This is a genomic window from Prosthecobacter fluviatilis (genome assembly GCF_055388355.1).
The window spans coordinates 648,086-672,469 of sequence record NZ_AP043782.1; the positions used below are offsets into that span (position 1 = coordinate 648,086).

Genomic DNA, 24,384 nt, shown 5'->3' on the forward strand with positions numbered 1-24,384 from the left:
AACAGGATCAGTTTTAAGGGATGTTTATTGTCCCTCGATGAAGCTAAGTAAATCGGCCATGTCATTCACACTCATGCCGGTCTCCAGGCCTTCGGGCATCAGGCTCTGCCCGCTGGAGCTGCTGCCCTTGATTTCCGAACGCTGGAGGGTCTTTTCCATGCCGCCCATCATCTTGATGGTCACACTCGACGCTGTGTCATTTGTAATAATACCGACCATGGTCTGGCCATCCCTGGTGTTGAAGGTATAAGCAATAAACTGAGATGCAACCTCCTTATGAGGTTCAAGGATTGCCGTAAGAAGAGCCTCGCGACCCTTAGTTTTTACCGTAATCAAATCCGGGCCAACCTGCAAACCGAGTGTTCCGGCACGGTGGCAGGCCATGCAGCGTGCCATGTATTGCGCCTGTCCTTTGGTTACATCCCCCTTGGCCGCGATGGCGGGCTTGAACTTGGCCGTGACCTCCTCGCGAGAAGGCGGGATCACCTCAGCCAGCGCCGTTTTGGCCGCTGCTGCCACCTTGGCGGACTTGTGCTTGAGCAGCGCCTGCACCTGCGAGGCGGAGTATTCCTGCGGCTTCACCACGCCGGATTCCAGCAGTGCCAATGCACGGTCTTCGCGGGAGAGAAGGGAATCGAGAGCCGCTTCTTTGGCCTTCGGGCCATAGGCGGACCATGCTGAGAGCAAAGACTGAGTCACGGCGGACGAACCGCTCTGCGCCAGCGTGCGCACCGCAGCCGCCTGCACGACGTCCGGCTGTCCTTTGGCCAGGCACTGAATCAAAGCATCGGCGGCTTCCTTGGAGGAGGTGAGACCTAGAAGCTCAATAGCTTCCAGACGTGCTGATTCAGAAGCGCTGGCATCGCCTGCAGTCACAGCCGCTTTGGTAAAGACGGCGGAGAGTTTGTGCTCTGCATCCACTTTCTCAAGGCTGGTGCCGGCACGCTTCAAACCGCTGGCGAGAGGCTGGATCGCGCCTGCAAGGGCTTTGGAAGGCAGGCTGCTGACGGCGGTGATCAGCGTGCTGAGATCGGCGGGATCAAGTTTCATAGAGGCCACTGCTTCGATCAGGGCAGGTGGCGCTTTGGAGGCGTCCTTTTTCAGCATCAGCATCAATGTATGCTGTGCGATGAGCGGACGCGCCCCCGCGACAGTCGAAACCCAGCTCTTGGAGCTCCTTAGCGCATCATCCTGCATTGTTTCTGCAAAAGCGGTCTCAATGCTGGCATCCAGAGCATCCGGATTCGTGCCGTAGCTTTGGTGCCCCACGCTGCCAAGGCTGAGCATTGCCTGATAACGTGTGCGCGGAGCTGTCTCCTTCCCGGTCAGTTTGAGCATGAGAGGCACGATTTCGTCGGCAGCCTTGGAATGTAGGCCAAGCTCCGATTCCGCGAGTATGCAGGCGCGTTCCGCCACAGCAAGGTTGGCATCCTTCAAAGCTGAAAGGATGTGCCCTTCATTCAAAGCTCCCAAGCCTTTCAGCGACCCCAGCGCATGCAGCTTCGCCAGTGCATTGTCTCCACTTAGCACCTTCTCCAGCATAGGCACTGCCGCCTTGTCCTTACGCTCGTAGAGCAGTCGCTGAGCGGTGTCGCGGTGCCAGCCGTTGGGGTGGCCCAGCGTCTTCACCAGCTCTTCGATGCCGGCTTTTCCCAGCCCCACTTTTTGGCCGATGCGTTCGGCACCTTTCTCCGGCACGATGCGGTAGATGCGACCGCGGTCGTTGCCACTGTTGAGGTCGATGTATTTCTTGATCTCGTCCGGGATGCTCCAAGGGTGCTCGATGACTTCGCGATACATGTCGCAGATGTGCAGGCAGCCGTCGGGCGCGTTGGCAAAATTCACCACGCGCACCCAGGTGTCTTTGCTGGCGGCAAACTCAAAGCCGTGCTCGTCGGCAGGGCGCTCGCCGACGAGGCTGATGCCGTCTGCGCTGGGCTTGATAAGCTTGCGGTGCACGAGCTGGCCGCCTGCGTCGCCACTGAAGCTGTTGTTCACGAAGTCAGCCCCATACGCATCGCCGCGATAGATGGTGGTGCCGGTGGCTCCGGTGAAGTAGCCGCTCACTCGGCCGCCGCCTTCCACCGCGCCCTTCACCACCCCGGCGATGCGCCAGCGCGTGCGGATGATGCGCCAGGGCTCGTCGGGGCTGAGACGAAACACTTCCGCCGCACCTCCATCCGCTGCGATGCTCTGCTTGGCTGGCGGCATGGGGTAGTAGGGATTGCGGCCGGCGTATTTGTCATCATAAACCCAGTATTGGAGGTGGTCGCTGTTGGAGCAGCCAAACTTGCGGCCGTAGTTGTCAAAGCTCATGCCATACTGCGCGCCGCCGCCTTCCAGACCAAACTCCAGCGTGATGGGATCAAACCAGAAGTCCTTGCCGCCGAGCTCGATGCCTTTGTCATCGGGCCGCTTGAGGCAGGTGATGACACCACGATTTCCACCACCTGCGAGGATGTGGATGCGGTTGTCCTGCCCCCACTGAAAGCTGTTCATGAGGCCCTGGACGTTGAGGATTTTTAAGCCGGTGCCAAAGCCGGTGAAGACCTTTTCGCGTACCTCGGCCTTGCCATCTCCGTCTTTGTCCTCAAAGCGCCAGATGTCAGGCGTGGCCCCCACAAACAGGCCGCCATTGGCCCATACTAGGCCGGTAGGCCAGGGGAGGTCATCGGCAAAGACGGTGCTTGTTTCAAAGTGGCCGTCGCCGTCCTTGTCCTCCAGCATGGAGATGCGGCCCAGGTGCGGAGTCACATCGCGCATCTCGCTGTAGTCGATCATTTCGCACACAAACATGCGACCGTTTTCGTCATAGCAAACGGCGATGGGGCTGCGCACCTGCGGCTCATTGGCGGTCAATTGGAGCTTGAAGCCCTTTTTCACCTGCCACGTGCCGATGGCATCTTTGGGCTCCACGGCGGGGTAGCGCGGCAGATCCTTGGCAGGGTCCACGGCCACGGCATTCTTGGTTTCACCGTAGGCCTTGGCATAGGTGGTCTTGGTCTTGATGCCGTCTGCCTGGGCGAAAAGCGAGGCACTGAAGGCTAGCAGCAGCGTGAGAGAGCAGGCGGCGGTCTGGGTCATGCCCAGATCATACGGGTCCCTCCGGCGACATCAAAAGCCGAAAGTCGCCCATGGTGGTATTCTTGTGACAGGCAAGCCCGTCTCACGCATCAAAGCACCGTGTCATTCACCACCTCGTTGCGCTCATTGAGCAGCAGACGCTTGGGGATGATGGGATTCTCGCTTTCGCCCCAGGCCATGATGGTGACGCGGTGGCCGGTGTTGATGAGATGGGCGGCGGCACCGTTGACGATGATCTGGCCTGAGCCGCTGGGTCCGGGAATGACATACGTTTCCAAGCGGGCGCCGTTGGTGATCGAGGTCACCAGCACTTTCTCGCCGTTCCACAGGTCGGCTTTTTCCATGAGGTCTGTGGGAATGGTGATGCTGCCTTCATAGGCGATGTTGGCATCGGTGATGGCGGCGCGGTGAAGCTTGGATTTGAGGAGGGTTCTGAGCACTCTCCAGATTGCGTCATTCACGCCGGGGGTCAAGTATTGGCTGCCGCGATATGGATTGGTTTGATGGATCGCCAGAACGGTGGATGATGCGGCGATGAGATACCGCGACCAACGCCGCTCCGAATCCGCCCCCGCACGCCAGAACTTCACCCCGCGCAAGAGCATGGGGCAGAACTTCCTCCAGGATGAGGAGATCTCCCGCTGGATCGGCGATCAGGTGCAGCCGGACGGCGCGGACCTCGTGGTGGAGATCGGCCCCGGCATGGGGGCGCTGACCAAGCACCTCGTGGGCCGTCCCAAGAAGCTCATCCTCATCGAAAAAGACGCCCAGCTCGGCCCGGAACTCCAAGGCCAGTTTGAAGGGCGCGGCGATGTGGAGGTCATTCACAACGATGCCACCCGCATCGATCTTCGTCCTTGGTTCCGGCATGGGCCTCTGAAGCTCGTCGGGAATCTGCCTTATTCCGTCGGCGGAGAAATTCTGAAGCACTGGCTCACGCCGCCCACTCCCGTGAGTTGCGCTGTCTTCATGCTGCAAAAGGAAGTGTGCGACCGCCTGGCCGCCACCTGCGAGGACGATGCCTATGGTGCTCTGAGCCTGCTGGTGCAAAAGGACTGGAATGTGGAGATGCTGCGCGTGGTGCCGCCGGAGGTCTTCAATCCGAAGCCAAAGGTGGATAGCGCCATCATCCGCCTGACACCGCGAGATCCCGCCACGCTCCCGGTGTTTGACCACGTGCTTTTCGACCGCCTGGTGCGCATGGGCTTCTCCCAGCGGCGCAAGCAGCTCAAAAACCTGCTGCCCGAGGCTCCCGGCGGCTGGGAGGCGCTGGTGCAGACGCTCAACGTCTCTACCACCGTGCGTGCCGAGGCGCTGTCTCTGGCGCAGTGGATTCAAATCGCCCGCCACTACGAGAACCGCCATGAGGCCGATGCAGGCCAGAAGGCCAGCGAGATGTTTGATGTGGTGAATGAGCGCGACGAAGTGGTCGGCCAGCTCACCCGTGGTGAGGTGCACAAGCGCAAGCTGCTGCATCGTGCCGTTCACATCTTCGTCATCAATAAGCGCGGGCATATCTACCTGCAGCAGCGCTCACATCTGAAGGATGTGTCTCCGTTGAAGTGGGACAGCAGCGCCGCAGGTCATCTGGACGCCGGAGAAGACTATGCCACCGCCGCGGTGCGCGAGCTTGGCGAGGAGATCGGCATTCATGTGCCGTCCACCGAACTGGCCGCCCAGATCCCCGCAGGAGACAATACCGACCACGAATTCGTCGAGCTCCGCCTCGCCCATCACGACGGCCCCGTGCGCTGTCTCCCCGAGGAGATCGCCACCGGCGAATGGTTCAAGCCCGAAGACATCGACGCATGGGTGGCAGCCCGGCCGCAGGATTTTGCCAAAGGGTTTGTGACGTGCTGGAAGGCGTGGCGTAAGTAGCTCGGGCAATCCAGACCGAGTGAGAGGGCTCTGGATGCGGACAGGATTGTCCGCATTACCTCAACGTCGGCGGCACAAACACCCACTGCATGCCCGCTGCCTCGGCGGCGCGGATGCCGCTGTTGCCATCCTCTAGAACAAGACACTCGCTGGGGGCGATGCCCATCTGCTCGGCGGCCAGGAGAAACATGTCGGGCGCGGGTTTGCCGTGCTTCACCTTTTTTGGGGTGATGATGATGGGAAAGAGGTCGATGAGACCGGTGGCGGTCAGGCAGCCACGCACGGTGGATTCCTCGCTGCCGGAGGCCACGGCCATGGGGAAGCGTCCTTCGAGGGAGCGCGCAAACTCCGCGACCGGACGCACCGCCTGCACTTCGGGGATGCGTCGGGCGAAGATCTCCATCTTCAGCTCATCCACGCTCACTGGGTCGACATTGGCACCATGCTTCGCGTTCAGCAGCTTCACCACATCCTGCTCCTTCATGCCCGCGTGCGCATAGAATTCTTCCTCGGTGAACTCATACGGCGCATCATGCTGCTTCAGCGCCTCCACCCACGCGATGTAGTGCAGCGGCATCGAATCAACGAGGGTGCCGTCGCAGTCGAAGATGTAAGCTTGAAAGGGGTAGTCGGGGATTTGCAGGGACATGGGAGCGCGTGTCTTCATAAACCGCACCCAAGAGCCTGGGGCAACCAAAAGTAGTGCTGAGCTTTAGCTCGTTTGGGAGGTAGCTCCGCGAGCTCCCAGAATCCAGACACGAGCTAAAGCTCTCGACTACCTTTTACGCCGCACGGTTCACCGCACTCAGCACCGCCTTGATGGAGGCGAGCTCGATATTGGTATCCACACCCGCACCCCAGATGGTCTTGCCATTGGCGGTTTTGATCTGGATGAAGGCGAGGGCGCTGGCCTCTGTGCCGGAGCTGAGGCTCTGCTCGCGGTAGGTGGCCACTTCGAAGGCTGGCGCTCCGGCGTCTTGGATCAACGCCTGGGCAAAGGCCGCGATGGGGCCGTTGCCTTTGCCGGCAATGCCGCGCTCCTGGCCGTTGATGACAAGGCTGCAGCGGCAGGTGAAGACACCGTCCACTCCATCGGCATGGAAATGGTGCAGGGAGTAGGGGGTCTCGCGCTCGATGTATTCCTTCCAGAACATGTCCTTGAGCTCGGCGGCGGTGACTTCGCGGCCCAGCTTGTCCACGATGTCGTTGGCCAGGGGACCAAATTCGCGCTGCATGTCCTTGGGCAGTTCGATGCCGAATTCGCTCTCCAGCAGGTAGGCCACACCACCCTTGCCGCTCTGCGAATTAACGCGGATGACCTCGCGGTACTCGCGACCGATGTCCTCGGGGTCGATTGTGAGGTAAGGCACGTCCCAGATGGACTTGTGCTGCTCATAGCCAGCCAGCCCCTTCTTGATCGCATCCTGATGGCTCCCGCTGAAGGCGGTGAAAACCAGCTCGCCTGCGTAGGGCTGGCGGGGAGGCACGGTCATGCCGGTAGTGCGCTCATACATGCGGATCAGCCCGTTCATGTCGCTGAAGTCCAGGCCGGGTGAGATGCCGTGCATGTAGAGGTTCATGGCCACCTGCACGATGTCCAGATTGCCGGTGCGCTCGCCATTGCCAAACAGGGTGCCTTCCACGCGGTCGGCCCCGGCCAGCAGGCCCAGCTCTGTGGCGGCGGTGCCGGTGCCACGGTCATTGTGCGTGTGCAGGCTGATGATGAGGCTCTCGCGGTTTTTGATGTTGGTGCAGATCCATTCGATCTGGTCGGCATACACGTTGGGCATGGCGACTTCCACGGTGTCCGGCAGGTTCAGAATCATCTTGTTCTCCGGCGTGGGCTGCCACACGTCCATCACGGCCTCGCTGATCTCCTTGGCAAACTCCACTTCCGTGGCGCTGAAGCTCTCGGGGGAGTACTGCAGCGTCACCTTCGTGCCACCAGCAGTCAGGCGGTGCAGACGGTCCTTGATCATCTGCGCACCTTTGACGGCCACGGCGATGATCTCCTCCTTGCTCTTGCCAAACACATATTTGCGCTGCGCAGGCGAGGTGGAGTTGTACATGTGGATGACGACCTGCTTGGCACCGATCAGGCTCTCCACGGTCTTCTCGATCAAATCCTCGCGCGCCTGCACCAAGCACTGAATGGTCACATCCTCAGGGATGCGCTTTTCCTCGATGAGGCGGCGGTTGAACTGAAACTCCGTGTTGGAGGCGGAGGGAAAGCCGACTTCGATTTCCTTGAAGCCGCATTGCACCAGCGCATCAAACATGTCGAGTTTCTGCGAGACATTCATCGGCACGGCGAGCGCCTGGTTGCCATCGCGCAGATCAACGCTGCACCAGATGGGCGCGTGGGTCAGATGGCGGCTGGGCCACTGACGGTTTGGGATGGAGACCAGCGGAAAGGGCTGGTACTTGGAGGACGGATTCTTCAACATGACAAAAACAGAATAGAAAGGATTAGCGAGATTTCAGGCTTGCGCAGGATGGATTTTCCTGACCTGAGGGGTAACAGCCGCGACGTGACGGCAAAGAGGGCATGACGAGGAAACACGGGCCGCCTACCCTAGCGTAAGTCGCAGGGAGAGAAGAAGGAGAGCCTTGGCGGGCATGGTCATGGTTTGAGTATCAAAGCAGGGAAGGGAGAGTAGTCAAGAGGGAGCGGTCGGACAACAGGGGCTAATGGTGAGATCCTGCCTTGAAGGAACGAAGACTCGGAGTAGGAGGATGAGGAAAATCTACCATCCACCTCATGACCCAGTTCCGCCCCTGCATTGATCTCCACGATGGCCGCGTCAAACAGATCGTCGGCTCATCCTTGCGGGATGATGGCTCGGGGCTGAAGACGAATTTTGTCAGCGATCGCGATGCAGCCTGGTATGGCGAGCTTTACAAACGTGACGATCTCAAGGGCGGGCATGTGATCCTGCTGGGGAAGGGGAATGAGGCGGCGGCCAAGGCGGCGACGGGGGCCTATCCCGGCGGCTTGCAAGTCGGCGGTGGCATTCGCCCGGAGAATGCGGCAGAGTACCTGGAGGCGGGAGCCAGCCATGTGATCGTGACGAGCTACCTGTTTGAAGCGGAAGGCACTTTTAACCAGGCGAAGCTGGATGCCATGGTGGCAGCCGCGGGCAAGGACCGGCTGGTCATCGACCTGAGCTGCAAGACGACGTCCACGGGCTGGACGGTGGCGATGAACCGCTGGCAGACGCTCACCACGCTGGAGGTCACGCCGGAGTCGTTGCGTTTTCTGGCAGGACAGTGCGCGGAGTTTTTGATCCACGCTGTGGATGTGGAGGGTAAGTGTGAGGGCATTGATGAGGCTCTGGTGCGTTTTCTCGGCGAGCACTCGCCCATCCCCATGACCTACGCAGGCGGCATCCGGCACTTGGATGATTTGAAGCGCATCGACGAGCTGAGCCATGGCCGAGTGGACGGCACCGTGGGCAGTGCGCTGGATTTGTTTGGCGGCACGGGGGCGAAGTATGAGGAGCTGGTGGCGTGGAATCGAAGACAGGGGTAGCACCGGCAATCTTGCCCGTTGAGAAAGCTCTGTTCGCGGGCAGGATTGCGCGCACTATTCCCCCATGAAAATCATCCGCTACTCCGACTCGCAGGGAAACATCGCTCACGCAGCACAGCAGGCCGATGGCTCGGCGCTGGTGATTGAGGGGGACATCTTCGGCGAGCATCAAGTGACAGACCGCAAGGCAGAGGTGGCAAAGCTGCTCGCACCGGTGCAGCCGTTTGCGATCATCTGCATCGGGCTTAATTACAAGAAGCACGCGGAGGAGACGAAGGCGGAGCTGCCAAAACATCCCGTGGTCTTCATGAAGCTGCCCAATGTGGTGCAGCACCCCGGCGAGCCGATCCTGCTGCCGACGAAGCTCAAGAGCGACAAGGTGGACTACGAGGCAGAGCTGGCCGTGGTTATTGGCAAGAAGGCAAAGAATGTGAGCAAGGCCGACGCGCTCAACTACGTCCTGGGCTACACCTGCGGCAATGACGTGAGCGCCCGTGACTGGCAGAAACACGGCGGCGGTGGCCAGTGGTGCCGGGGCAAGTCCTTTGACACCTTCTGCCCGCTGGGCCCTGTGCTGGTGACGGCAGACGAGATTTCCAATCCGAACAGTCTGGGCATCAAAACTGTGCTCAATGGTCAGACGATGCAGGACTGGAACACCAATGACATGATCTTTGACGTGCCGACGCTGATCGAATTCCTTAGCGGCAGCACCACACTGATGCCGGGCACCGTGATCCTGACCGGCACGCCGCACGGTGTGGGCATGGCCCGCACGCCGCCGGTTTTCATGAAGGATGGCGATACAGTGAGCGTGGAAATCGACAAGATCGGCACGCTGACGAATCCGGTTAAGAGTGAATGATGAAATCAGAATGACGGATGACAGAGGGAACGAGCCTTTCTGCTTGGGCCCAATATCACCTCAACTGCTGCTCAAACGACTGTTCCCCATGTTTCAAGTTTCCCATGCCTGCTGAACCGAGCCTCGACGACCTGCGGCGCTACGCTGTGGCACGCAGCCTGTTCACGCCGACCACGCTGCTGGGAGCCATTCAGCGCCTGGGTTTTGTGCAGGCGGATCCGATCCGCGCCCCGGCACGGGCGCAGGACCTGACTCTACGCCACCGCGTCAAGGACTACCGCGTGGGCGACCTGGAGCGCCGGTATGAGAGTCTTGCGATCGAGGAAGACTGCCTGATCAACTATGGGTTCCTGCCACGCGAGCACCTGGCGCTAATGCATCCGCGCCAAGCTGCCCGGCCTTGGGACGCCGAGAATGCGCGCAAGGCCGCCGACATTCTAGCCTTCGTGCACGAGCGCGGCGCAGTCCATCCGCGCGAGGTCGAAGAGCACTTTGCCCACGGGCGCGTCAAGAATTACTGGGGTGGTTCGAGCAACGCCAGCACGCATCTGCTCGACGGCATGCACTATCGCGGACTGCTGCGAGTGAGGCGGCGCGATAGCGGCATCCGGGTCTATGAGGCGGTGTCGCATCCACCCTCCGATGACAGCCCTGAGGGGGGCACACAGCGTGCGGCCGCATTGATCGATCTGGTGGTGCGCAAGTATGCGCCCCTGCCTGCTGCCAGCCTGACCTACCTGGTGCGGCTGCTCCGCTACGGCGCGCCGCATCTGTCGTCCCAGATACGGGAGGCGCTTCGGGTGGATCGTGGGCAACTGGCGAGCTGCTGCATCAACGGAACCACTTGGTACTGGCCCGCCGATGAGAACCCGCGCTCGCACCGCTACACCGTGGACGAACGATTACGCTTGCTCTCCCCCTTTGATCCCGTGGTCTGGGACCGTCGCCGCTTCGAGCTGCTGTGGGGGTGGAGGTACAAGTTCGAAGCCTACACGCCGCCAGCACAGCGCCAGTTCGGCTACTACGCGCTGCCGATGCTCTGGCGCGGGCATGTCATCGGCTGGGCCAACGTGTCCGTACGGGAAGGCCGGTTGGAGCCGGTCTTTGGCTACGCGGCAGGAAAGGCACCGGGCGGTGCGGAGTTCCGCAGCGCGCTGGATGAAGAGCTGCAGCGCATGGCGCAGTTTTTTACGGCACGCTGATCAAATCCAGAAAGCGAACTCAAGCTCAGGAGTGCTTCAGCCCTGCGCCTTTTCGAGTTCACGAATGAGCAATTCGTAGCGGCGTTTGGGACAGCATTCTTCCAGCAGCGCCCGCAGGACGTTTTTTTTGCGCACGAAGTGGAAAGCGATGATGTCGCAGACAGCCTCCGCCTCGTCCATTTCCTCCAGCTCGTGACGCATCTGGCACATGTTTTCGCAGCTGTCGTCCGTGGGCGGCGGCAGGAGGTCCAGGGCGCGGGATTTCAGCTCTCGAAGGACCTTGAGGGGGGCATGCTGGGTGAGCACGGGCTCCACATGCGCGATGCGAAAGGGCGTCTTCTGCTCCCAGCCGGTGATGCGCACGCGGCAGATGCCGTAAAGCATGACCTGCGAGGTGCCGTCCGGGTTTTTCACCGAGGCACGGATCAGGCCGGCGGTGGTCACGGGCAGCACCTCATCTGCACCGTTGGAAACCCCCACGCAGAACATGCGGTCCGTGTGCAGCGCATGGTCCAGCATGCGGCGGTAGCGATCCTCAAAAATAAACAACGGAAGATGACAGCCGGGGAAGTGATAGCAATCGTCGAGCACAATCATGGGAAGCGCTTGCGGCAGCACAAAACCCTTGGCTGAGAATGATTTTGACGAGATGTCCATGGGGAAAGCTTACACCGGATACGTGCCCTGTCGGCGCATGGTTCTGTGATTTACTTCCCAATTCCAGCGAATCATGCAAAGAGGCGGGGCTTTCAGAGAGGACTGAAGCCCCGCGAGCACTTTAGAGGCTCTTCAAATATGCCACGATGTCGCTGATGGCCTGCGGAGTGAGGCCGAGCTGCTGGGGCTGATACATGAGGGAGCGATCCATCTTCTTCACGCTGGCGATGCGCTCTTTGGGCACTGTCTGCACCATGCCGCCCATGCACTTGATCATGACGGGATCTCCGCTGGAAAGGATCATGCCGGTGATGGTGAGGCCGTCCTTCGTCTTGATCTCGCTGCCTTCATAGCCGTGGGAGATGTCGGAAGAAGGATGCGCGATGGCCTGGGCGATGACCTCGCTCGGCTGCTGTTTGCCAAAGGTGCTGAGGTCAGGGCCGAACTCCACACCCGCCTGACCCACCTTGTGGCAGGTGAAGCACACGGCGATGGCGGTCTGGCCGCGCTTGGCATCTCCCGGCAGCTGGGCGATCTCCGCACCGGTGGGCAGCTTGGTAGCGTCCTTGATCTCAGGAGGCATCTCTACAGCGACGAGTTTCACTTTGGCAGGATCATACAGACCCAGCGCTTTCATGCCGCCCTCCACATCGTAGCCCTGCCAGTCATTCCCCTTGCGGTTGAGCAGCCACCATTTGGCCAGTTCCTTGAGCGGGAAGTCCTTGGTGTTTGCCAGTTCGATCATCGAGCCTGCGGCCTCGCGGCTTTTCACAAAGGCCAGGCCGGTGAGCATGAGCTTGCGCTGCTCTTCGCTGAGTGCGCCATCCTGCGCGCGGGACTTGAAGGCCTCCGCAGCACTCGTTGGGTGCAGACGCCAGGCAATCCACGCCTGCGCATCGGTCCATGCTGCGGGCTTGTCCTTGCAAACAGCAGCGTAGAGTTCAGCCTCCTTGCCTTCAGCGCCAAGACCGAGGGCTTCGAGGTAGGCGCGGTCCTTGCCGTCAAACTGCTGCGCCAGCTTCACCAGCAGCGGCAGGCTTTCCTTTGCAGGCACTTCGCGCAGTGTCAGCGCCACTTCACGGCGCACAGCGGTGGAGGGATCGCCGACCATCTTCGCGGCCATGCCGAGCACATTCACACCCGCACGACGCAGGGCGCGGTAGGCCACCATGCGCTGCTCCTCGTCTTTGGAATCGAGCCAGGTCTTCACCTGCGCCACGCCTTCTTCTCCCATCTGTGCGAGCAGCCATGCGGCGCGCGCGGCGATGTAGGCATTGTCATCTTTCAGCAAGGCGGCCACGGCTGGCACGGCCTTTGCGCCCTGGGCTTTCAGCGCGGTGAAGCCGTTGTAGCGCACATTGGGTGCCGGGCTTTTCAGTGCGGCGATCTGCCCCTCGGTGGTGTCCAGCTTCAGCGCAGGCACTTTGGAATCAAAACCCTTCGGGGCGATGCGGTAGATCGTACCCGTGTAGCGTTCATCCAGCGTGCCGTGGCCGCCCACGCGGGCGTCGAACCAGTCAGCCACATAGATCGCGCCGTCGGGTCCCACGGTCACATCGCTGGGGCGGAAGCGGGTCTTCAGTTCGCCTGTGGGCTTGCCGCCGAGGAAGTCGGAGCCGGCAAATTCCTTCTCCTTGTTGGAGGTCATAAAGTCAAAGCGCTCCAGCTTCCAGCCTGCACCGTCGGGTTTTGGCAGGTAGCCAAAGACCACGTTCTTGCCCGCCTCGCAGGCGAGAAGGAGGCCGTTCCACTTTTTATCGAGCGCGCCGTTCTCATAGAAACCCACGCCGGTGGGCGAGCCGCCGCCATACACATCTCCGGCAGGCATGGTGCCGGGGTCTTCCTGACGCCACTCAGCGGTGGGCGTGTCCTGGCCGGGACGCTTGTCCGCCCCCCAGGAGCGCAGGCCGTCGGCGGAGGCAAAGCCCGCGTTGCCGCCCTCCATCACAGGGGTCACGCGGCAGGCAGGCGGGTCGTCGTTGTCGCTCTGAAACACATCGCCAAAGGAGGTGATCGTCTGTTCGTAGCTGTTGCGGTAGTTGTGACCGATGATCGTCACACCCGTGCCATCAGGATTCATGCGCGCGCCAAAGCCGCCGATCCACACATGGCCGTCGTCGCTCTTCTGCCCAGCGATTTCCTGCATCATGTAGGGGCTGCCCATGCGGAAGGTCTTGCCGGAGTGATCCGTGAATTTTGCGCCCGTGTTGCCCTGATTCCAGTACCACTGGCCGTCGGGTCCGGCGGTGACGCTGTGCAGGCTGTGGTCATGCTGACGTCCGCCGAAGCCGGTGAGCAGCACATCGCGCTTGTCCACGGCCGGGTCAAATTTGCCATCGCCATTCACGTCGGTGTAAACGAGCAGGTCGGGCGGCTGTGAGACGACGACCCTGCCGCCCAGCACCGCCACCCCCAGCGGAGCGGCCAGCGCGGGCTCCTGCACAAACACGGTGCTCTTGTTCGCACGACCAGAGCCGGTGGTGTCTTCGAGCACCACGATGCGATCTCCCTCCGGCCTGCGGCTGCCTTTGCTGCGGTAGTTCACCCCTTCCGCCACCCACAGGCGGCCCTGCGCGTCGAAGTCGATGTTGGTGGGATTGTACAAATCGGGCGAGGTGGCCCAGACGGTGACTTCCAGGCCTTCAGGCACGCTGAAGAGATCGGCGGGCACGGTAGTCTTGCCGTCATCGACGATGGGGGGCGTGGGCTTGGGGGCGTTCGGCGGAGTCTCGGTATAGACCTGAAATTTCACCGAGGCATTGCTGGCCTTGCCGCCACGCTCCATGCCGCCGTCATCAATGGCCGCCTGCGCGGTGAAGCCGACCACGCCCTTCGGCAGATCGTAGGCGATCACCGAGCGCGCATGCGTGCCTATGCCATTGTCATACGTCTTGCCACCCACCAGCAGCGCGGCTCCCATGGCCGATTTTCCCACACGCGTGCCGCCGGAGCCCTGGCTGGCGGCTTTCCACTTCAGTTTAGTCAGATCTTGCGTGCTGCCGTCCGCCATGACGAGCTTTGGCTCGATCCAGTCCGCCCAGTCGCAGCTGATGCCATCCTCATCCGAGACCACGAGGTAGAGCTCCTTCGCCCCTTTGAGAGAGGCGTCCACCTTGACCAGACGCGGCGAATTCGCGGCGGTGGTGAGCTTGGGACTTTCAAAGACAGGGCTGGCGGCCAGGGCACAGGAGGCGGAGCCAAGCAGTGCGAGGAGGATCAAAGGGCGGGACGTCATGGCTGGGAGGTAAAATACGGGCGGAAACCGCAGTTCTGGACCACTTTGCCCGGCGCGCAACGACTTTGGCTTGTGGCGCGGAAAACATTCTCCACATTCCGGCGCATGAAATCCCTCCTTTTGCTTCTGGGCGCCCTGCTGCTTTCGTCCTGCCAGACCACTAGCGACGAGTACCACGTGGGAAGCGTTGACGAGGCCAAGGTGTTTGCGAGGAGGGCGGTGGAGGTGGGTTACATCCATCAGGGCGGCGAGGCGGCGCTGGTCGCGGAGAAGTCCGTCGGCAGACCGCTCAATGGCAAATGGAGCCAGCAAAAGATGGACGATTTCCTCTACCGTTATGCCGCGGAGCATCCGCGCCTGATGGAGATCAACAAAGCGGCCACGCTGGGAAAGATCAGTGAGAAGGAGCGTGTCATCCTCGTGAATGTGCTGCGTGGTCAGGAAGAAAGAATCGCCGAGGCAAAACTGGCCGAACAGCAGGAGGCAGCAGCCGACCTGGAGCAGTCTGCCATGATGAACGCCCAGGGGTCTTCCTTCCGCATGAATTCCGCGCTCATGCAGACCACGCCGACCTCCGGGTATTCCGGTTACGGCACGGGTTTTGGCGGCACGGTGTACTGAGGCGCTCTCCGCTTCACTTCGTCTTCATCACATACACGCCATCCCAGTCTGCGGGCGGCGGGTGGATCTTCATCACCTCGCAGCGTTCCTTCATGACCAGTGAAGGATTGGAGTCCTGGTGGATCTCACGCCTGGCTGAGCGTTCAAAAAAGGCTATGGCCGCATCCCACCTCTGGGACTGATAGGCGGCGACTCCTTTCTCAAAGAGATGCAGGCACTCCTCGGTCTCGGGGGAAATTTCATTTGTGAAGCCGACGAGTTCATAAACCTCCGCCGGCTGGCTGCGGCCTTTGACCACGATGCGGTCCAGGAAGCGGTAGGTGATGTCGTCGCGGTGCTTCTGCGCGAGCGCCTTTGTCTCTCCGGTGATCATGGTGTACACGCCGTAGCTCTTGGCCCCGCTCTCGCTGCGGGCAGCCAGGTTCACCGTGTCCCCCATCATGGTGTAATTGAAGCGGCGCCGTGAGCCCATGTTGCCGATGACGGCCAGGCCGGAGTTCAGGCCGATGCGGGTCTGCATCTGATGCACGATGTCCGGCCAGCCGCCCTCGTGCTTCCATTTACGGCGCAGCTCGAGCTGGCGCTTTTGCATCTGCAGCGCGGCAGTGCAGGCACTGTGCGCATGTCCTGCAAAGTAGAGCGGTGCGCCGAACATGCCCACAATGGCGTCGCCGATGAACTTGTCGAGCGTGCCGCCGTTGTCGTGCAGGATGTCGGTCATCTCGGTGAGGTAGTCGTTCATCAGCGTGACGAGGCGCTCGGGGGTGAGCTTTTCAGAGAAGGAGGAAAAGCCGGCAATGTCGCTGAAGAAGGCCGTGATCTCCACCTGCTCGCCGCCGAGCCGGGGCTCCTCACCGGAGGCGATCAGCTGCTTGACCACCTGCGGCGCGAGGAAGGTGCCAAACATGTTGGTGATGCGGCTCTTGGCTCGAAGCTCGATGACGAGGCGGTGCAGGATGGAGCCGCCCTCCACCAGGAGGAAGCCTAGCACCGGCCACGCCAGCGGCAGGTGCAGGCTCTCCAGGCGGAAGAGGTGAAAGGCAAAGTACACATAGGCCCCCACAAACAGCGCGGGCACGAGCACCGCCAGCCAGATGGGGCCAAAGCGCACGGGGATGATGGTGAAGAACGCGAGCAGGACCCAGATGCCGATGAGGATGCGGTGATCTGGCTGCCGGATGTAGTCTCCGCTGAGGATGTTGCTCAGGGCATTGGCATGCGTGAGCACCAGCGGCGTCTGCGGCCCGTGCGGAGTGGGGCCGAGGTCTGAAAGGCCTGCCGCCGTCTGGCCGATGAAGAGGATCTGGTCTTTGACCGGCGGAAATTTGGCTGGCCACTCCTGGCCTTGGTGGGCGGCCAGGTGCCCCAGCAATGCGGCATAGGGGAAGACGCTGAAAGTGCGCGGATGGCGGTAGTTCAAGGTCATCTGGCCTGTGGCATCAATGGGGATGCTCCACCGCTTTTTAGCCCCCTGGATGCGGATGCTGCGCCCGAGAACGACGCTGACGGCGTCTGACTCCACGCCTTCATGGCTGAGAAGAGCCTGCAGCACAAGGCTGGGGAAAATGTGCGTGCCGCAGCGCACGATGAGCGGGATCTGCCGCCGGATGCCATCAGGGCCTGGCGGTGAATTGACAAAGCCGGCATGTGAGCTCTCTCCGAGAATGCCCACAGGCAGCAGGCCGGTGTCTTCTCCGATGATCAGGCTCTGGTCTCCCTGGATGCTGGTGATGGCTTTCGTATTGCCGGCGAGTTCTCCCTCATACTTTTTGGCGTTCTCCAGTTTCTGCGCCATGGCAGCAGTGATGGAGGCAGGGGAGAGTGCGAGGGCATCTCCAAACAGGCGGTCCTGCTCCGCATCAGGGCTGGCTTCGGTGAAGAGGAGGTCAAAGGCCACGGCTGAGGGAGGGCGGGAGTCCAGCAGCTTCATGAGCTGCGCGTGTACGCTGCGCTGCCAGGGCCAGCGGCCGAGTTTTTCCAGTGCGTCCTCATCTATGCCGACCACCAGCACCTGCGGCGCGGCGGGCGGGTCTGACCACGCACGGAGTTGAAAGCGCCAGTCCAGCGTGAGGTTTTCCAGGTCATGCCCCAGCGGTGTGCGGCTGAAGGCCAGCGCGAGCACCAGCACCAGCGGCAGCAGCAGCAGCTCAAAGCTCAGGCTGCCTATTTTTTTCCTGCGGCTCATACTGCGGGGTGCATTGTGAAAGCCTTGTCTCCTTGGGGCCAGACAGGTCTGTTCATTTCCGTTGGCGTGGGCTGCATGGGAAATCAGGAAAGAGGGCTGCCGCCTAGTAGCGCACGTTCATGCCAAAGTGCAGGCGGCCCGGCGGGGCGCTGACCAGGCCGCTGCTGCGAAGGGCCCAGCCGTAGGCGAGACGCAGGTCCATGTTGTTGCCGAGGTTGTACCGCAGGCCGATGCCGGCGCTCTGCAGATTGAGATTGGGCTCGGAGGCATAGGTGCCCACGCTTTCAAGATAGGCGAAGTCGTAAAAGGCAAAGGTGTTCAGGTTGTCAGCTGTTTTTCCTGTCGCGCCCATGAGGTGCAGCATGGGCATGTTCAGCTCAATGTTGGCCACGATGCCGCGGTCCCCGCGTGCGGAGCTTTCATTGAAGCCGCGCACCGTCTGGTAGCCGCCTGCCAGCATCTGCTCCGTGGGCAGCAGGCGTGCGTTAGAGTATTGCCCGGCCGTGTGCATCAGCAGGGAAAACCCCTCCGGCAGGCGCAGCAGCCGGTCCAGCTCTCCTTTGGCGTACCAGTATTTGACCTGGGAGGCCGCGCGCAGGCTGTCAAAGGCCGCATAGTTGTTGTGCCCGAGGGTGTTGCCCGGGCTGTAGATGGCCGAGAGGCCCAGGCGGGTGAAGCCCAGCCTGTCATTCACGGTGATGTTGTACCCCAGGCGGAACTGCAGCACCTCGGCGGTGTTTTTGGAGAAACTGCTGCCGCCAAAGAGCAGGTCCGAGGTGGTGCTTTTGTAGTCCACAGCAGCAGTCGCCTTGTGCTGCACTCGGCTCCAGGCGCTGGCCAGCGGCACGGAGTACGCTGCGGTGAGCTGGCGGTTGCGGCCGTTGACTCCCAGCGCTCCGCCCGCCTGGGTGGCGGAGTCCACGTAAACGCCGAGCAGCTGCAGCCGGTGACGCCAGGGGAAGGGGATGTCCCAGATGAGGGCGTGGGCCTTGAGGCGGTCCAGTTCCTGGTTTCCGGTGAAGTTGTAAGTGAGTGACTGCTCGGTGCCAAACAGCTGCAGCATGCTGATGCCGCCGGAGATCTGGTTCAGCCCGGTGGCTCTCAGGCCGGAGTTGGCATACCCCACATTTACCTTCACAGGGTTGTTTTCCTGCGTCTTCAAGACGACATCGCTGGTGCCGTCCTTCGTGCCGCGCTCATAGATCACGTTGACGTTGCGGATGGGGTTTTCATTGAGCCAGCGCACGTCGCTGGAGATTTTGCGCGTGTCGATGCGCTCACCAGACTTGACGCTCACCTGGCTCTGCATGTAGGCCGGGTGGGAGCGCTGGGTCGCCCCCTCCACCTTCACCTGGCCGAGCACGGCTTCCCGCACCACGATCTGCACATAGCCGTGTGTGATGTCCTGCTCGGGCAGGTAGGCGTCCACCAGCGGGAAGTCGGTGCCTTGGTAGCTTTTGTTGATCTTCTGCACGATGCTGTTGAGCACGGCCATGCTGAGCTGCTGGTCGATGAACTCGCGCTGCAGAGACTCCGCGAGACCGGCTGGCAGATGCAACGCCGGGTCCACGGCAAAGGCCTGGCGCTGGTTTTTGGAGACAGTCTTCAGTTTCTTCGGCACCAGCAGCAGTCCGCGCAGGCGCACTCCCAGGGGCTTGGTGTCAGTGGCGGCACGTTTAGCGGCCTCGTTCCGGGGGTCCGCGGCCGCTGCATCCGTCTCGGCATCTGCAGCGGGCCTCGCACGCGGAATGGGCAGCCTGTCCACCAGCGTACCTGCCCCCGTCGAGGTGGAGGGAAACTCCTGCGCCAGACCCGCGGGCGCGTAGCTGCACACGGCCAGGGCAACCAGAAAAAAGATCGGCTTGGATGAGAGCGACGGCATGGAAGTAAAGAAATGACGCATCAGCGAAGTGCACTGTCGAGTTCCATCACACTTTCAGGTGCGGTGGCGTTTTGCAGTTTGAGCATGACAAAGGGACCGGCAGGCGTCCCGTCCAGGGACATGTGTTCCATGCCATCCGCAGGCTGAACGAGGGCCGAGCCATCTCCGCCCAGCGTGCGGGAAAGCTGCGCCTCTGTCGCAGGTGCCAGCTGCACTCGGAGGAAGATCTTCACGTCCGCAGGCGCAGGGCTGCCTGCTGCATCCATGAGCGCCAGCCCCTGCTCGGGCAGCAGATGGTATTCCCCCTCTGCGCCGAGGGCATGGGCCAGTTCGCCAAACGAGCCGGGAGAGATGCTGGAGCTGAGGCTGCTCTCGATCACAGCCGGCACGGGGCGGTCGTTTACCTCCATGGTGATGCTGCCGTAGCCATACTCGAGACGTGCGGTGCCATCGCCACCCAGGGCGAGGTAGAGCGTGCTGAAGGCGCTCGGATTGGCCGCACGGGAAAGGAACTGCCGCATGCCGGGAGAGGGCAGGGGATCCCCGAGCGTGATGGGCTGCGCCCCTCCCTGCGGCGTGAGCGGTGCCTCTGCCCGGCCGATGGCTCCGAGTGAGAGCTCGCTCTGCGCGAGCAGACTCATGCTGGCCTCCAGCTGTGCCAGTGAGTTTCTGCTGGCTGCGCCGATGCCGGGAGCTATGCTCAGGAGTCCGCCTCCATTTTGCAGGCGCACCGTGCCGTCCCCGCCCAGGCTCAGGTTCAGCTCCCGCTCTGTGGTGGCAGAGGTGCTGGCATCCATCTGTGACTGCAAGGACTGGCTGACCGGCCCCCCGCCGCCGACTGAGCCCAGGGCTCCCGCCCCATTGAAAAACGATGAGATGCCGCCTGTGCCGCCAGCACCGCCTCCCAGCACACTGGCGGCTATCTGCGCACCCACGCTCCCCACACTGCCTGCCCAGAAGGCACCCGCAATGGAGGTGGTGTTGTAGTTGTTCGTCTGCGTGGAGTCCGTGAGCAGCGTGGAGGCGATGAAGACGAAGTTTTGCAGAAAGACATTCGTGATCTTCGGTGGCGCTCCCGTTGTGCTGGTGGCAAAGCCTGTGGTGGAGATGGTTCCAAAACCGGGCCGTGTGAGCGGCGTGGTCACCACCGTCGTGCCATCCACCAGGAGCTGGTTGTTTCCGCCTCCTCCGTTGAAATTCTGCGCAAAGGTGTAGAAGCTCGTTGCTGTGGTGTCATTTCCCGCCCCGAGGTTCAGCCCCAGGGTAGTGATGCCTTGGAAGGCGTACGTCCGCCCCGCCACGCTGATTTGTGAGGATGTGATGGTGTAGGTCTGCCCGGACTGCAGGCCGCTGTCATTCACGATGATCACGGCCTGCGGATTTCCCAGACCATCCACCCTGCCGCTGACGGTGGCCTGGTTGAGGAACACAAACTGGCTCGTACCGCTGACACTTCCGGTGAGGTTTTCAAATGAGCTGAAATGCAGCGTGCCCAGTGTGCCCGCATTTGGCGCGGTGATCTGAAACACGTTGCCACCTGCCGCGTGGCCGATGAGCGTGCCTGCATGGCTGGCGGAGCCGATGACGTTTTCGATGCTGGTCAGGCTGTCTGCACTGACGGTTACGGGGCCCATGGCAGCGGCAAAGGTGAGCGTGTCACTGCCAGCAGCTCCGTTGACCATGAGGCTGGCTGGCACCTGAATAAAGATGAAGGTGTCATCTCCCGTGCGGCCGTTCACCGTCGCCGTGGTGGCGTTCAGATGGGATAGATCGGTCACGCCGTTAAATGTGGCGCTGAAAGTCTGGGCGTAAATCTGCGGCGCTCCTGCCAGCGTGCCTCCGGTGAGGCTCAGCGCATGCAACGGCGCACCATTCTGTCCGGCGTCTCCCTGCACAGTCACGACTCCCAGCGTGCCGGCATTCAGCGTGAGATCTGCCGTGGGATTGAACGAGCCATAGACCACGCCACCAAGGGTGATCGCGGCACCGGCTGGCACAGCGCCGTGGTTGGTGGTGTCCAGTGTGGCGCTGGCACCGAGAGTCAGAGGTGAGCTGATGAGGATGTCGCCGCCTGCGGTGGCAATGTCCGCACAGAGCAGGGTGCTGGAAGCGCTGAGCGTGACCATGCCGCCCAAGTCCAGGATCTGCCCGCTCACTACGATCTCTCCGAGCGTCTGAATCGTCAACGGGGCATGCCAGGTCGTGGCGCGCACATCCACATAAGCAGGCGTGAGGGAGCCGATGGTGATGTGGCTGAGGCCGGAGAGTGCGCCGATCGCGGCATTGTCGAGCAGCAGCGTGCCCGCTGCGCCGTCTCCCAGACCGATGGTCGTGCCCGCAGAGACAGTGCGCACCTCCAGCGTGCCTCCTCCGCCCACAAAGGCCGCGCCAGACAGGGCGACCGTGTCTGTCAGCACGAGAATCTCGCCGCTGTTTGTCACGGCAGTGTTTTCACCGAGACTCACGCCTGTGTTTTCCGTGCCCGTGCCTGCGCCTGCGCCGCTGCCGCTCATTTGCACCCGGCCACCTGCGCTGATGATGGCCGTGCCGGCGTCCTGCAAGGCCACGCCGTGGTTCCCGCTGCCGCCGCCTCCGGTGGTGCCCAGCAGTGTGATGCTTCCTGCATTCGGCGCGGTGGAGGTGGAGTGAATCGTGGCGCCATTCAGCAAGAGGATGCCCGTGTTGCCATCTCCGCTGTCACCTCCGCGGCCGTTGAGCACGATGGCTCCCTTGCCGGTGGTGGTGAGCGTGGCGTTGCTGAGCAGGATGCCCGCAAAGTTTCCCCCCGTGGGCGTCGTCTGCTGATTGGCATCGAGCTTCATGAGGCCATCCACCACGGAGATCGTGGCACCGGAGTTTGCATTGATTTCGCGCTGTGCATTTAGGTAGATGGAGCCCTCCCCCGCGTTGGAGATCCGGCTGCCGTTCACCTCGATGCCAAAGCCGGTGAGCGTGATCACGCCGCCCTGGGAGGTGATGTTTTCGTTCACGCGGATGTGGTCCGTGTTGGTGGTGATGATGCTGACGCCGCGCAGGGTGCTGAGTCCGCTGTCTTCGCCGATGCTGCCCACCGTGAGTCCCAGCGTGTTGATGATCTGCACGGAGCCGATGGTGCCGATGCTGGTGATGGTCTGCACCGCATTGTCCGTGCTGGAGAGGAAGAAGTCGCCCGCTCCCTGCAACTTCAGCCCCCAGGTGGTGATGGCACCATGCCCCGCCACGCTGCCGTCCAGCGTCTGGAGCGTGACCACGCCAAAGCCCCCGGCCGTGACAGCGCCGCCGTTGTCCAGCAGGATGGCGACCGTCTCCGTGCCGCCGCTGCGTCCTGCCAGCGTGATGTTTCCGGAATCCGAGATGACATGCCCGCCAATGATGATGGACTGGAAGTCGCCCTCAAAGGAGGTGGTGCCCTGGTTCGCATTCAGCGTGACGTTTCCGCAGTGCGTGAGGATCTCCGCACCGGACTGGATCTGCACGCTGCGCCCGGCATTGACCGTCACATTTCCCGCGCCCATGGCCTGGATGGACCCCTGCGCCGTCATGATGAAATCCCGCTGAGCCTGAATGGTGAGTGAGGCATGGGAGCTCCACTGGATGAGCCCTGCCAGCGTGATGTCTCCGCTGCCGCCTGCGGCGTTCACATCGGTCTGGATGATGAGATTTCCGCAGTTGGCGTCCAGCCACGCGGAAATGTCCGAGGCGCGGAGGGCGTTTGCCTGAGCGGGATTGGTGATGGTATTTCCCACCACACAGTCAGAGATAAGGATATCGTTCGGGTCCAGCAGCAGGGTGCCAGCCATGCCCTGAGGCGCACTGAGATCGACACGTCCCGTCAGCGACTCCAGCACCAGCGCCTGCTTGCCGGAAAGCTCCGCCTGCCCGCCATCCCCGCCCAGCAGTCCTCCACGAGCCTGCACGCTGCCTGCAAAGCTCAGCTGCCCGCTGGCAAACACCACCACCGTGCCGCCATCGCCGCTGCTCCCGGCATTGGCCGTCAGAATGGCGCCCTGCTGGATCTCCACCTGTGTGGAGTTGGTCATGCGGGCATCCAGCCCCTGCATGCCGCCGCCTGCGAAGATGCTGCCGCCACCCGTGGCACCGCTGGCGCTGATGAGAGCCTCTCCTCCGAGCGTGAGTGTATTACCGCCCAGCCGGATGACGCCGCCCATGCCGCTGGCGGAGTCCGCACGGATGGTGCCATCGATGAAGGTTGTCGTTGCAGGCGGGGCGACTGCCCCCTCATCCGCAGGCCGAGCATTGATCTCGATCTCTCCGCCTGCGGTTTTGCCATCAGCGGAAACGACGATCGCCCGGCGCACCGTGACCTCTCCTGCACTAACGTCGATGCTGCCGCCGCGCCCCGTGGGGCCATCGGCATCCACTCGCCCTCCCAGCGAGACTCTGCCTCTGCTGCCTGCGTTGATCTTGATCTGCCCGCCGCTCCCTGCGCTGCCGCGCGCCACCAGACTGCCGGTGTTTTCGATGTTTCCACCATTGGCGCTCAGGATGATGCGCCCGCCCTGCCTTGTGGCGGCTGTGGCGGCGATGCGGCCCGTGTTTCGGATGGCCAGCGCATACACATTGCCTCCATGCGCCTTCAGCTCCGCCACATTCGCCTGGATGAGTCCGCTGTTGGTCACGCCCGTGCCACGCTGCGGACCCGCCGCATTGCGCACCACCACACGCTCATCGCCTGCAGGCATGATGAGCACATCCGTGCCTGCGGCCAGCCCCACGGTGCCGTTTGGCGCACGGATGCTGCCGCTGTTGTTCACCTGAAGACCGATGAGAAACACATCCCCGGAGGATGCGCGGATCTCGCCCGCATTGCTCACGCCTGCGGTGCTGGTGCCCTGGTACACCATCGCGCCACCGGCCATGAAGTCGCTGTTGCTCAGATTCAGCGTTGAGGCTGTGAGCCCGGCCACGTCCACCACGGAGCCCTGGCCAAAAATGATGCCGCTGGCATTGATGAGGAATATCTGGCCGTTCGATGTCAGGGTGCCGTTCAGCAGCGAAGGCCCGCCGTCGAGTACGCGGTTCAGAGTGGCCGAGCTGGCATCCGGCACAATGAACTGGGTGTGCTCGCCGCTGGCGATGTTGAAACTGCTCCAGTCAATGATGGCGCGGTCCGTCTGTTGATGGATCGTCGTCAGCCCGGGGAAGGTGCTCTGGATCTGGGCATCCCCCAGCACCACCACACCACCGGTCGGATTCGCGAAAATCTGAATCACTGGCGTGAA

14 protein-coding genes are annotated in these 24,384 nt (G+C 62.0%); 5 read left to right on the forward strand and 9 right to left on the reverse strand.

What is annotated here, in order from left to right:
- Nucleotides 1-24 precede the first annotated feature (24 nt).
- Nucleotides 25-3,084 carry a PVC-type heme-binding CxxCH protein gene (locus ACZ5WW_RS02265; RefSeq protein ID WP_377169641.1) on the reverse strand — a complete coding sequence of 1,020 codons (3,060 nt, stop codon included), beginning with the start codon at nt 3,082-3,084 and terminating at the stop codon, nt 25-27.
- An 89-nt stretch (nt 3,085-3,173) separates the two neighbouring features.
- On the reverse strand, nt 3,174-3,545 hold the full coding sequence (gene panD, locus ACZ5WW_RS02270) for an aspartate 1-decarboxylase (protein ID WP_377169643.1): 372 nt from the start codon (nt 3,543-3,545) through the stop codon (nt 3,174-3,176).
- Nucleotides 3,546-3,618: 73 nt separating this feature from the next.
- On the opposite strand from panD, the gene rsmA reads away from it, so the two are divergent.
- Nucleotides 3,619-4,962, forward strand: coding sequence for a 16S rRNA (adenine(1518)-N(6)/adenine(1519)-N(6))-dimethyltransferase RsmA (rsmA, locus tag ACZ5WW_RS02275; RefSeq protein ID WP_377169645.1), 1,344 nt, complete (start codon nt 3,619-3,621; stop codon nt 4,960-4,962).
- A gap of 55 nt (nt 4,963-5,017) precedes the next feature.
- Here rsmA and ACZ5WW_RS02280 read toward each other — a convergent pair whose 3' ends face one another.
- Together ACZ5WW_RS02280 and leuA are read right to left on the reverse strand one after the other, a co-directional pair.
- Complete coding sequence (locus tag ACZ5WW_RS02280) at nt 5,018-5,611, reverse strand: HAD family hydrolase (RefSeq protein ID WP_377169647.1); 594 nt, start codon at nt 5,609-5,611, stop codon at nt 5,018-5,020.
- 133 nt (nt 5,612-5,744) lie between these two features.
- A complete protein-coding gene (leuA, locus tag ACZ5WW_RS02285; RefSeq protein ID WP_377169649.1) occupies nt 5,745-7,409 on the reverse strand; it encodes a 2-isopropylmalate synthase in 1,665 nt (554 codons plus the stop codon).
- Between the two features lie 314 nt (nt 7,410-7,723).
- On the opposite strand from leuA, the gene hisA reads away from it, so the two are divergent.
- The 3 genes from hisA (at nt 7,724) to ACZ5WW_RS02300 (ending at nt 10,561) form a co-directional block, all read left to right on the forward strand.
- Complete coding sequence (gene hisA, locus ACZ5WW_RS02290; protein WP_377169652.1) at nt 7,724-8,494, forward strand: phosphoribosylformimino-5-aminoimidazole carboxamide ribotide isomerase; 771 nt, start codon at nt 7,724-7,726, stop codon at nt 8,492-8,494.
- A 64-nt stretch (nt 8,495-8,558) separates the two neighbouring features.
- A complete protein-coding gene (locus ACZ5WW_RS02295; RefSeq protein WP_377169655.1) occupies nt 8,559-9,359 on the forward strand; it encodes a fumarylacetoacetate hydrolase family protein in 801 nt (266 codons plus the stop codon).
- A gap of 104 nt (nt 9,360-9,463) precedes the next feature.
- A complete protein-coding gene (locus ACZ5WW_RS02300) occupies nt 9,464-10,561 on the forward strand; it encodes a DNA glycosylase AlkZ-like family protein (protein ID WP_377169657.1) in 1,098 nt (365 codons plus the stop codon).
- 36 nt (nt 10,562-10,597) lie between these two features.
- Here the strand turns inward: ACZ5WW_RS02300 and ACZ5WW_RS02305 are convergent, their stop codons facing one another.
- Together ACZ5WW_RS02305 and ACZ5WW_RS02310 are read right to left on the reverse strand one after the other, a co-directional pair.
- Nucleotides 10,598-11,218 (reverse strand): LON peptidase substrate-binding domain-containing protein, encoded by a 621-nt coding sequence (locus ACZ5WW_RS02305; protein WP_377169659.1) that lies wholly within the window; start codon nt 11,216-11,218, stop codon nt 10,598-10,600.
- Between the two features lie 121 nt (nt 11,219-11,339).
- On the reverse strand, nt 11,340-14,453 hold the full coding sequence (locus ACZ5WW_RS02310) for a PVC-type heme-binding CxxCH protein (RefSeq protein WP_377169661.1): 3,114 nt from the start codon (nt 14,451-14,453) through the stop codon (nt 11,340-11,342).
- Nucleotides 14,454-14,558: 105 nt separating this feature from the next.
- Here ACZ5WW_RS02310 and ACZ5WW_RS02315 point away from each other — a divergent pair, with 105 nt between their 5' ends.
- Nucleotides 14,559-15,074 carry a hypothetical protein gene (locus ACZ5WW_RS02315; protein ID WP_377169663.1) on the forward strand — a complete coding sequence of 172 codons (516 nt, stop codon included), beginning with the start codon at nt 14,559-14,561 and terminating at the stop codon, nt 15,072-15,074.
- A gap of 13 nt (nt 15,075-15,087) precedes the next feature.
- Here the strand turns inward: ACZ5WW_RS02315 and ACZ5WW_RS02320 are convergent, their stop codons facing one another.
- The 3 genes from ACZ5WW_RS02320 to ACZ5WW_RS02330 all read right to left on the reverse strand — a co-directional run bounded on the left by ACZ5WW_RS02320 (nt 15,088) and on the right by ACZ5WW_RS02330 (nt 24,375).
- On the reverse strand, nt 15,088-17,259 hold the full coding sequence (locus ACZ5WW_RS02320; RefSeq protein ID WP_377169665.1) for a CHASE2 domain-containing protein: 2,172 nt from the start codon (nt 17,257-17,259) through the stop codon (nt 15,088-15,090).
- A 103-nt stretch (nt 17,260-17,362) separates the two neighbouring features.
- Nucleotides 17,363-19,141: a ShlB/FhaC/HecB family hemolysin secretion/activation protein gene (locus ACZ5WW_RS02325; RefSeq protein WP_377169667.1), complete on the reverse strand. Its 1,779-nt coding sequence runs from the start codon at nt 19,139-19,141 to the stop codon at nt 17,363-17,365.
- 20 nt (nt 19,142-19,161) lie between these two features.
- Nucleotides 19,162-24,375: a beta strand repeat-containing protein gene (locus ACZ5WW_RS02330; protein WP_377169669.1), complete on the reverse strand. Its 5,214-nt coding sequence runs from the start codon at nt 24,373-24,375 to the stop codon at nt 19,162-19,164.
- Nucleotides 24,376-24,384 lie beyond the last annotated feature (9 nt).

Excerpts from the sequence above, each read along its gene's own strand:
- ACZ5WW_RS02265 (WP_377169641.1), bottom strand. The coding sequence starts at position 3,084 with ATGACCCAGACCGCCGCCTGCTCTCTCACGCTGCTGCTAGCCTTCAGT.
- rsmA (WP_377169645.1), top strand. The coding sequence starts at position 3,619 with ATGAGATACCGCGACCAACGCCGCTCCGAATCCGCCCCCGCACGCCAG.
- ACZ5WW_RS02280 (WP_377169647.1), bottom strand. The coding sequence starts at position 5,611 with ATGTCCCTGCAAATCCCCGACTACCCCTTTCAAGCTTACATCTTCGAC.
- leuA (WP_377169649.1), bottom strand. The coding sequence starts at position 7,409 with ATGTTGAAGAATCCGTCCTCCAAGTACCAGCCCTTTCCGCTGGTCTCC.
- hisA (WP_377169652.1), top strand. The coding sequence starts at position 7,724 with ATGACCCAGTTCCGCCCCTGCATTGATCTCCACGATGGCCGCGTCAAA.
- ACZ5WW_RS02295 (WP_377169655.1), top strand. The coding sequence starts at position 8,559 with ATGAAAATCATCCGCTACTCCGACTCGCAGGGAAACATCGCTCACGCA.
- ACZ5WW_RS02300 (WP_377169657.1), top strand. The coding sequence starts at position 9,464 with ATGCCTGCTGAACCGAGCCTCGACGACCTGCGGCGCTACGCTGTGGCA.
- ACZ5WW_RS02305 (WP_377169659.1), bottom strand. The coding sequence starts at position 11,218 with ATGGACATCTCGTCAAAATCATTCTCAGCCAAGGGTTTTGTGCTGCCG.
- ACZ5WW_RS02310 (WP_377169661.1), bottom strand. The coding sequence starts at position 14,453 with ATGACGTCCCGCCCTTTGATCCTCCTCGCACTGCTTGGCTCCGCCTCC.
- ACZ5WW_RS02315 (WP_377169663.1), top strand. The coding sequence starts at position 14,559 with ATGAAATCCCTCCTTTTGCTTCTGGGCGCCCTGCTGCTTTCGTCCTGC.
- ACZ5WW_RS02320 (WP_377169665.1), bottom strand. The coding sequence starts at position 17,259 with ATGAGCCGCAGGAAAAAAATAGGCAGCCTGAGCTTTGAGCTGCTGCTG.
- ACZ5WW_RS02325 (WP_377169667.1), bottom strand. The coding sequence starts at position 19,141 with ATGCCGTCGCTCTCATCCAAGCCGATCTTTTTTCTGGTTGCCCTGGCC.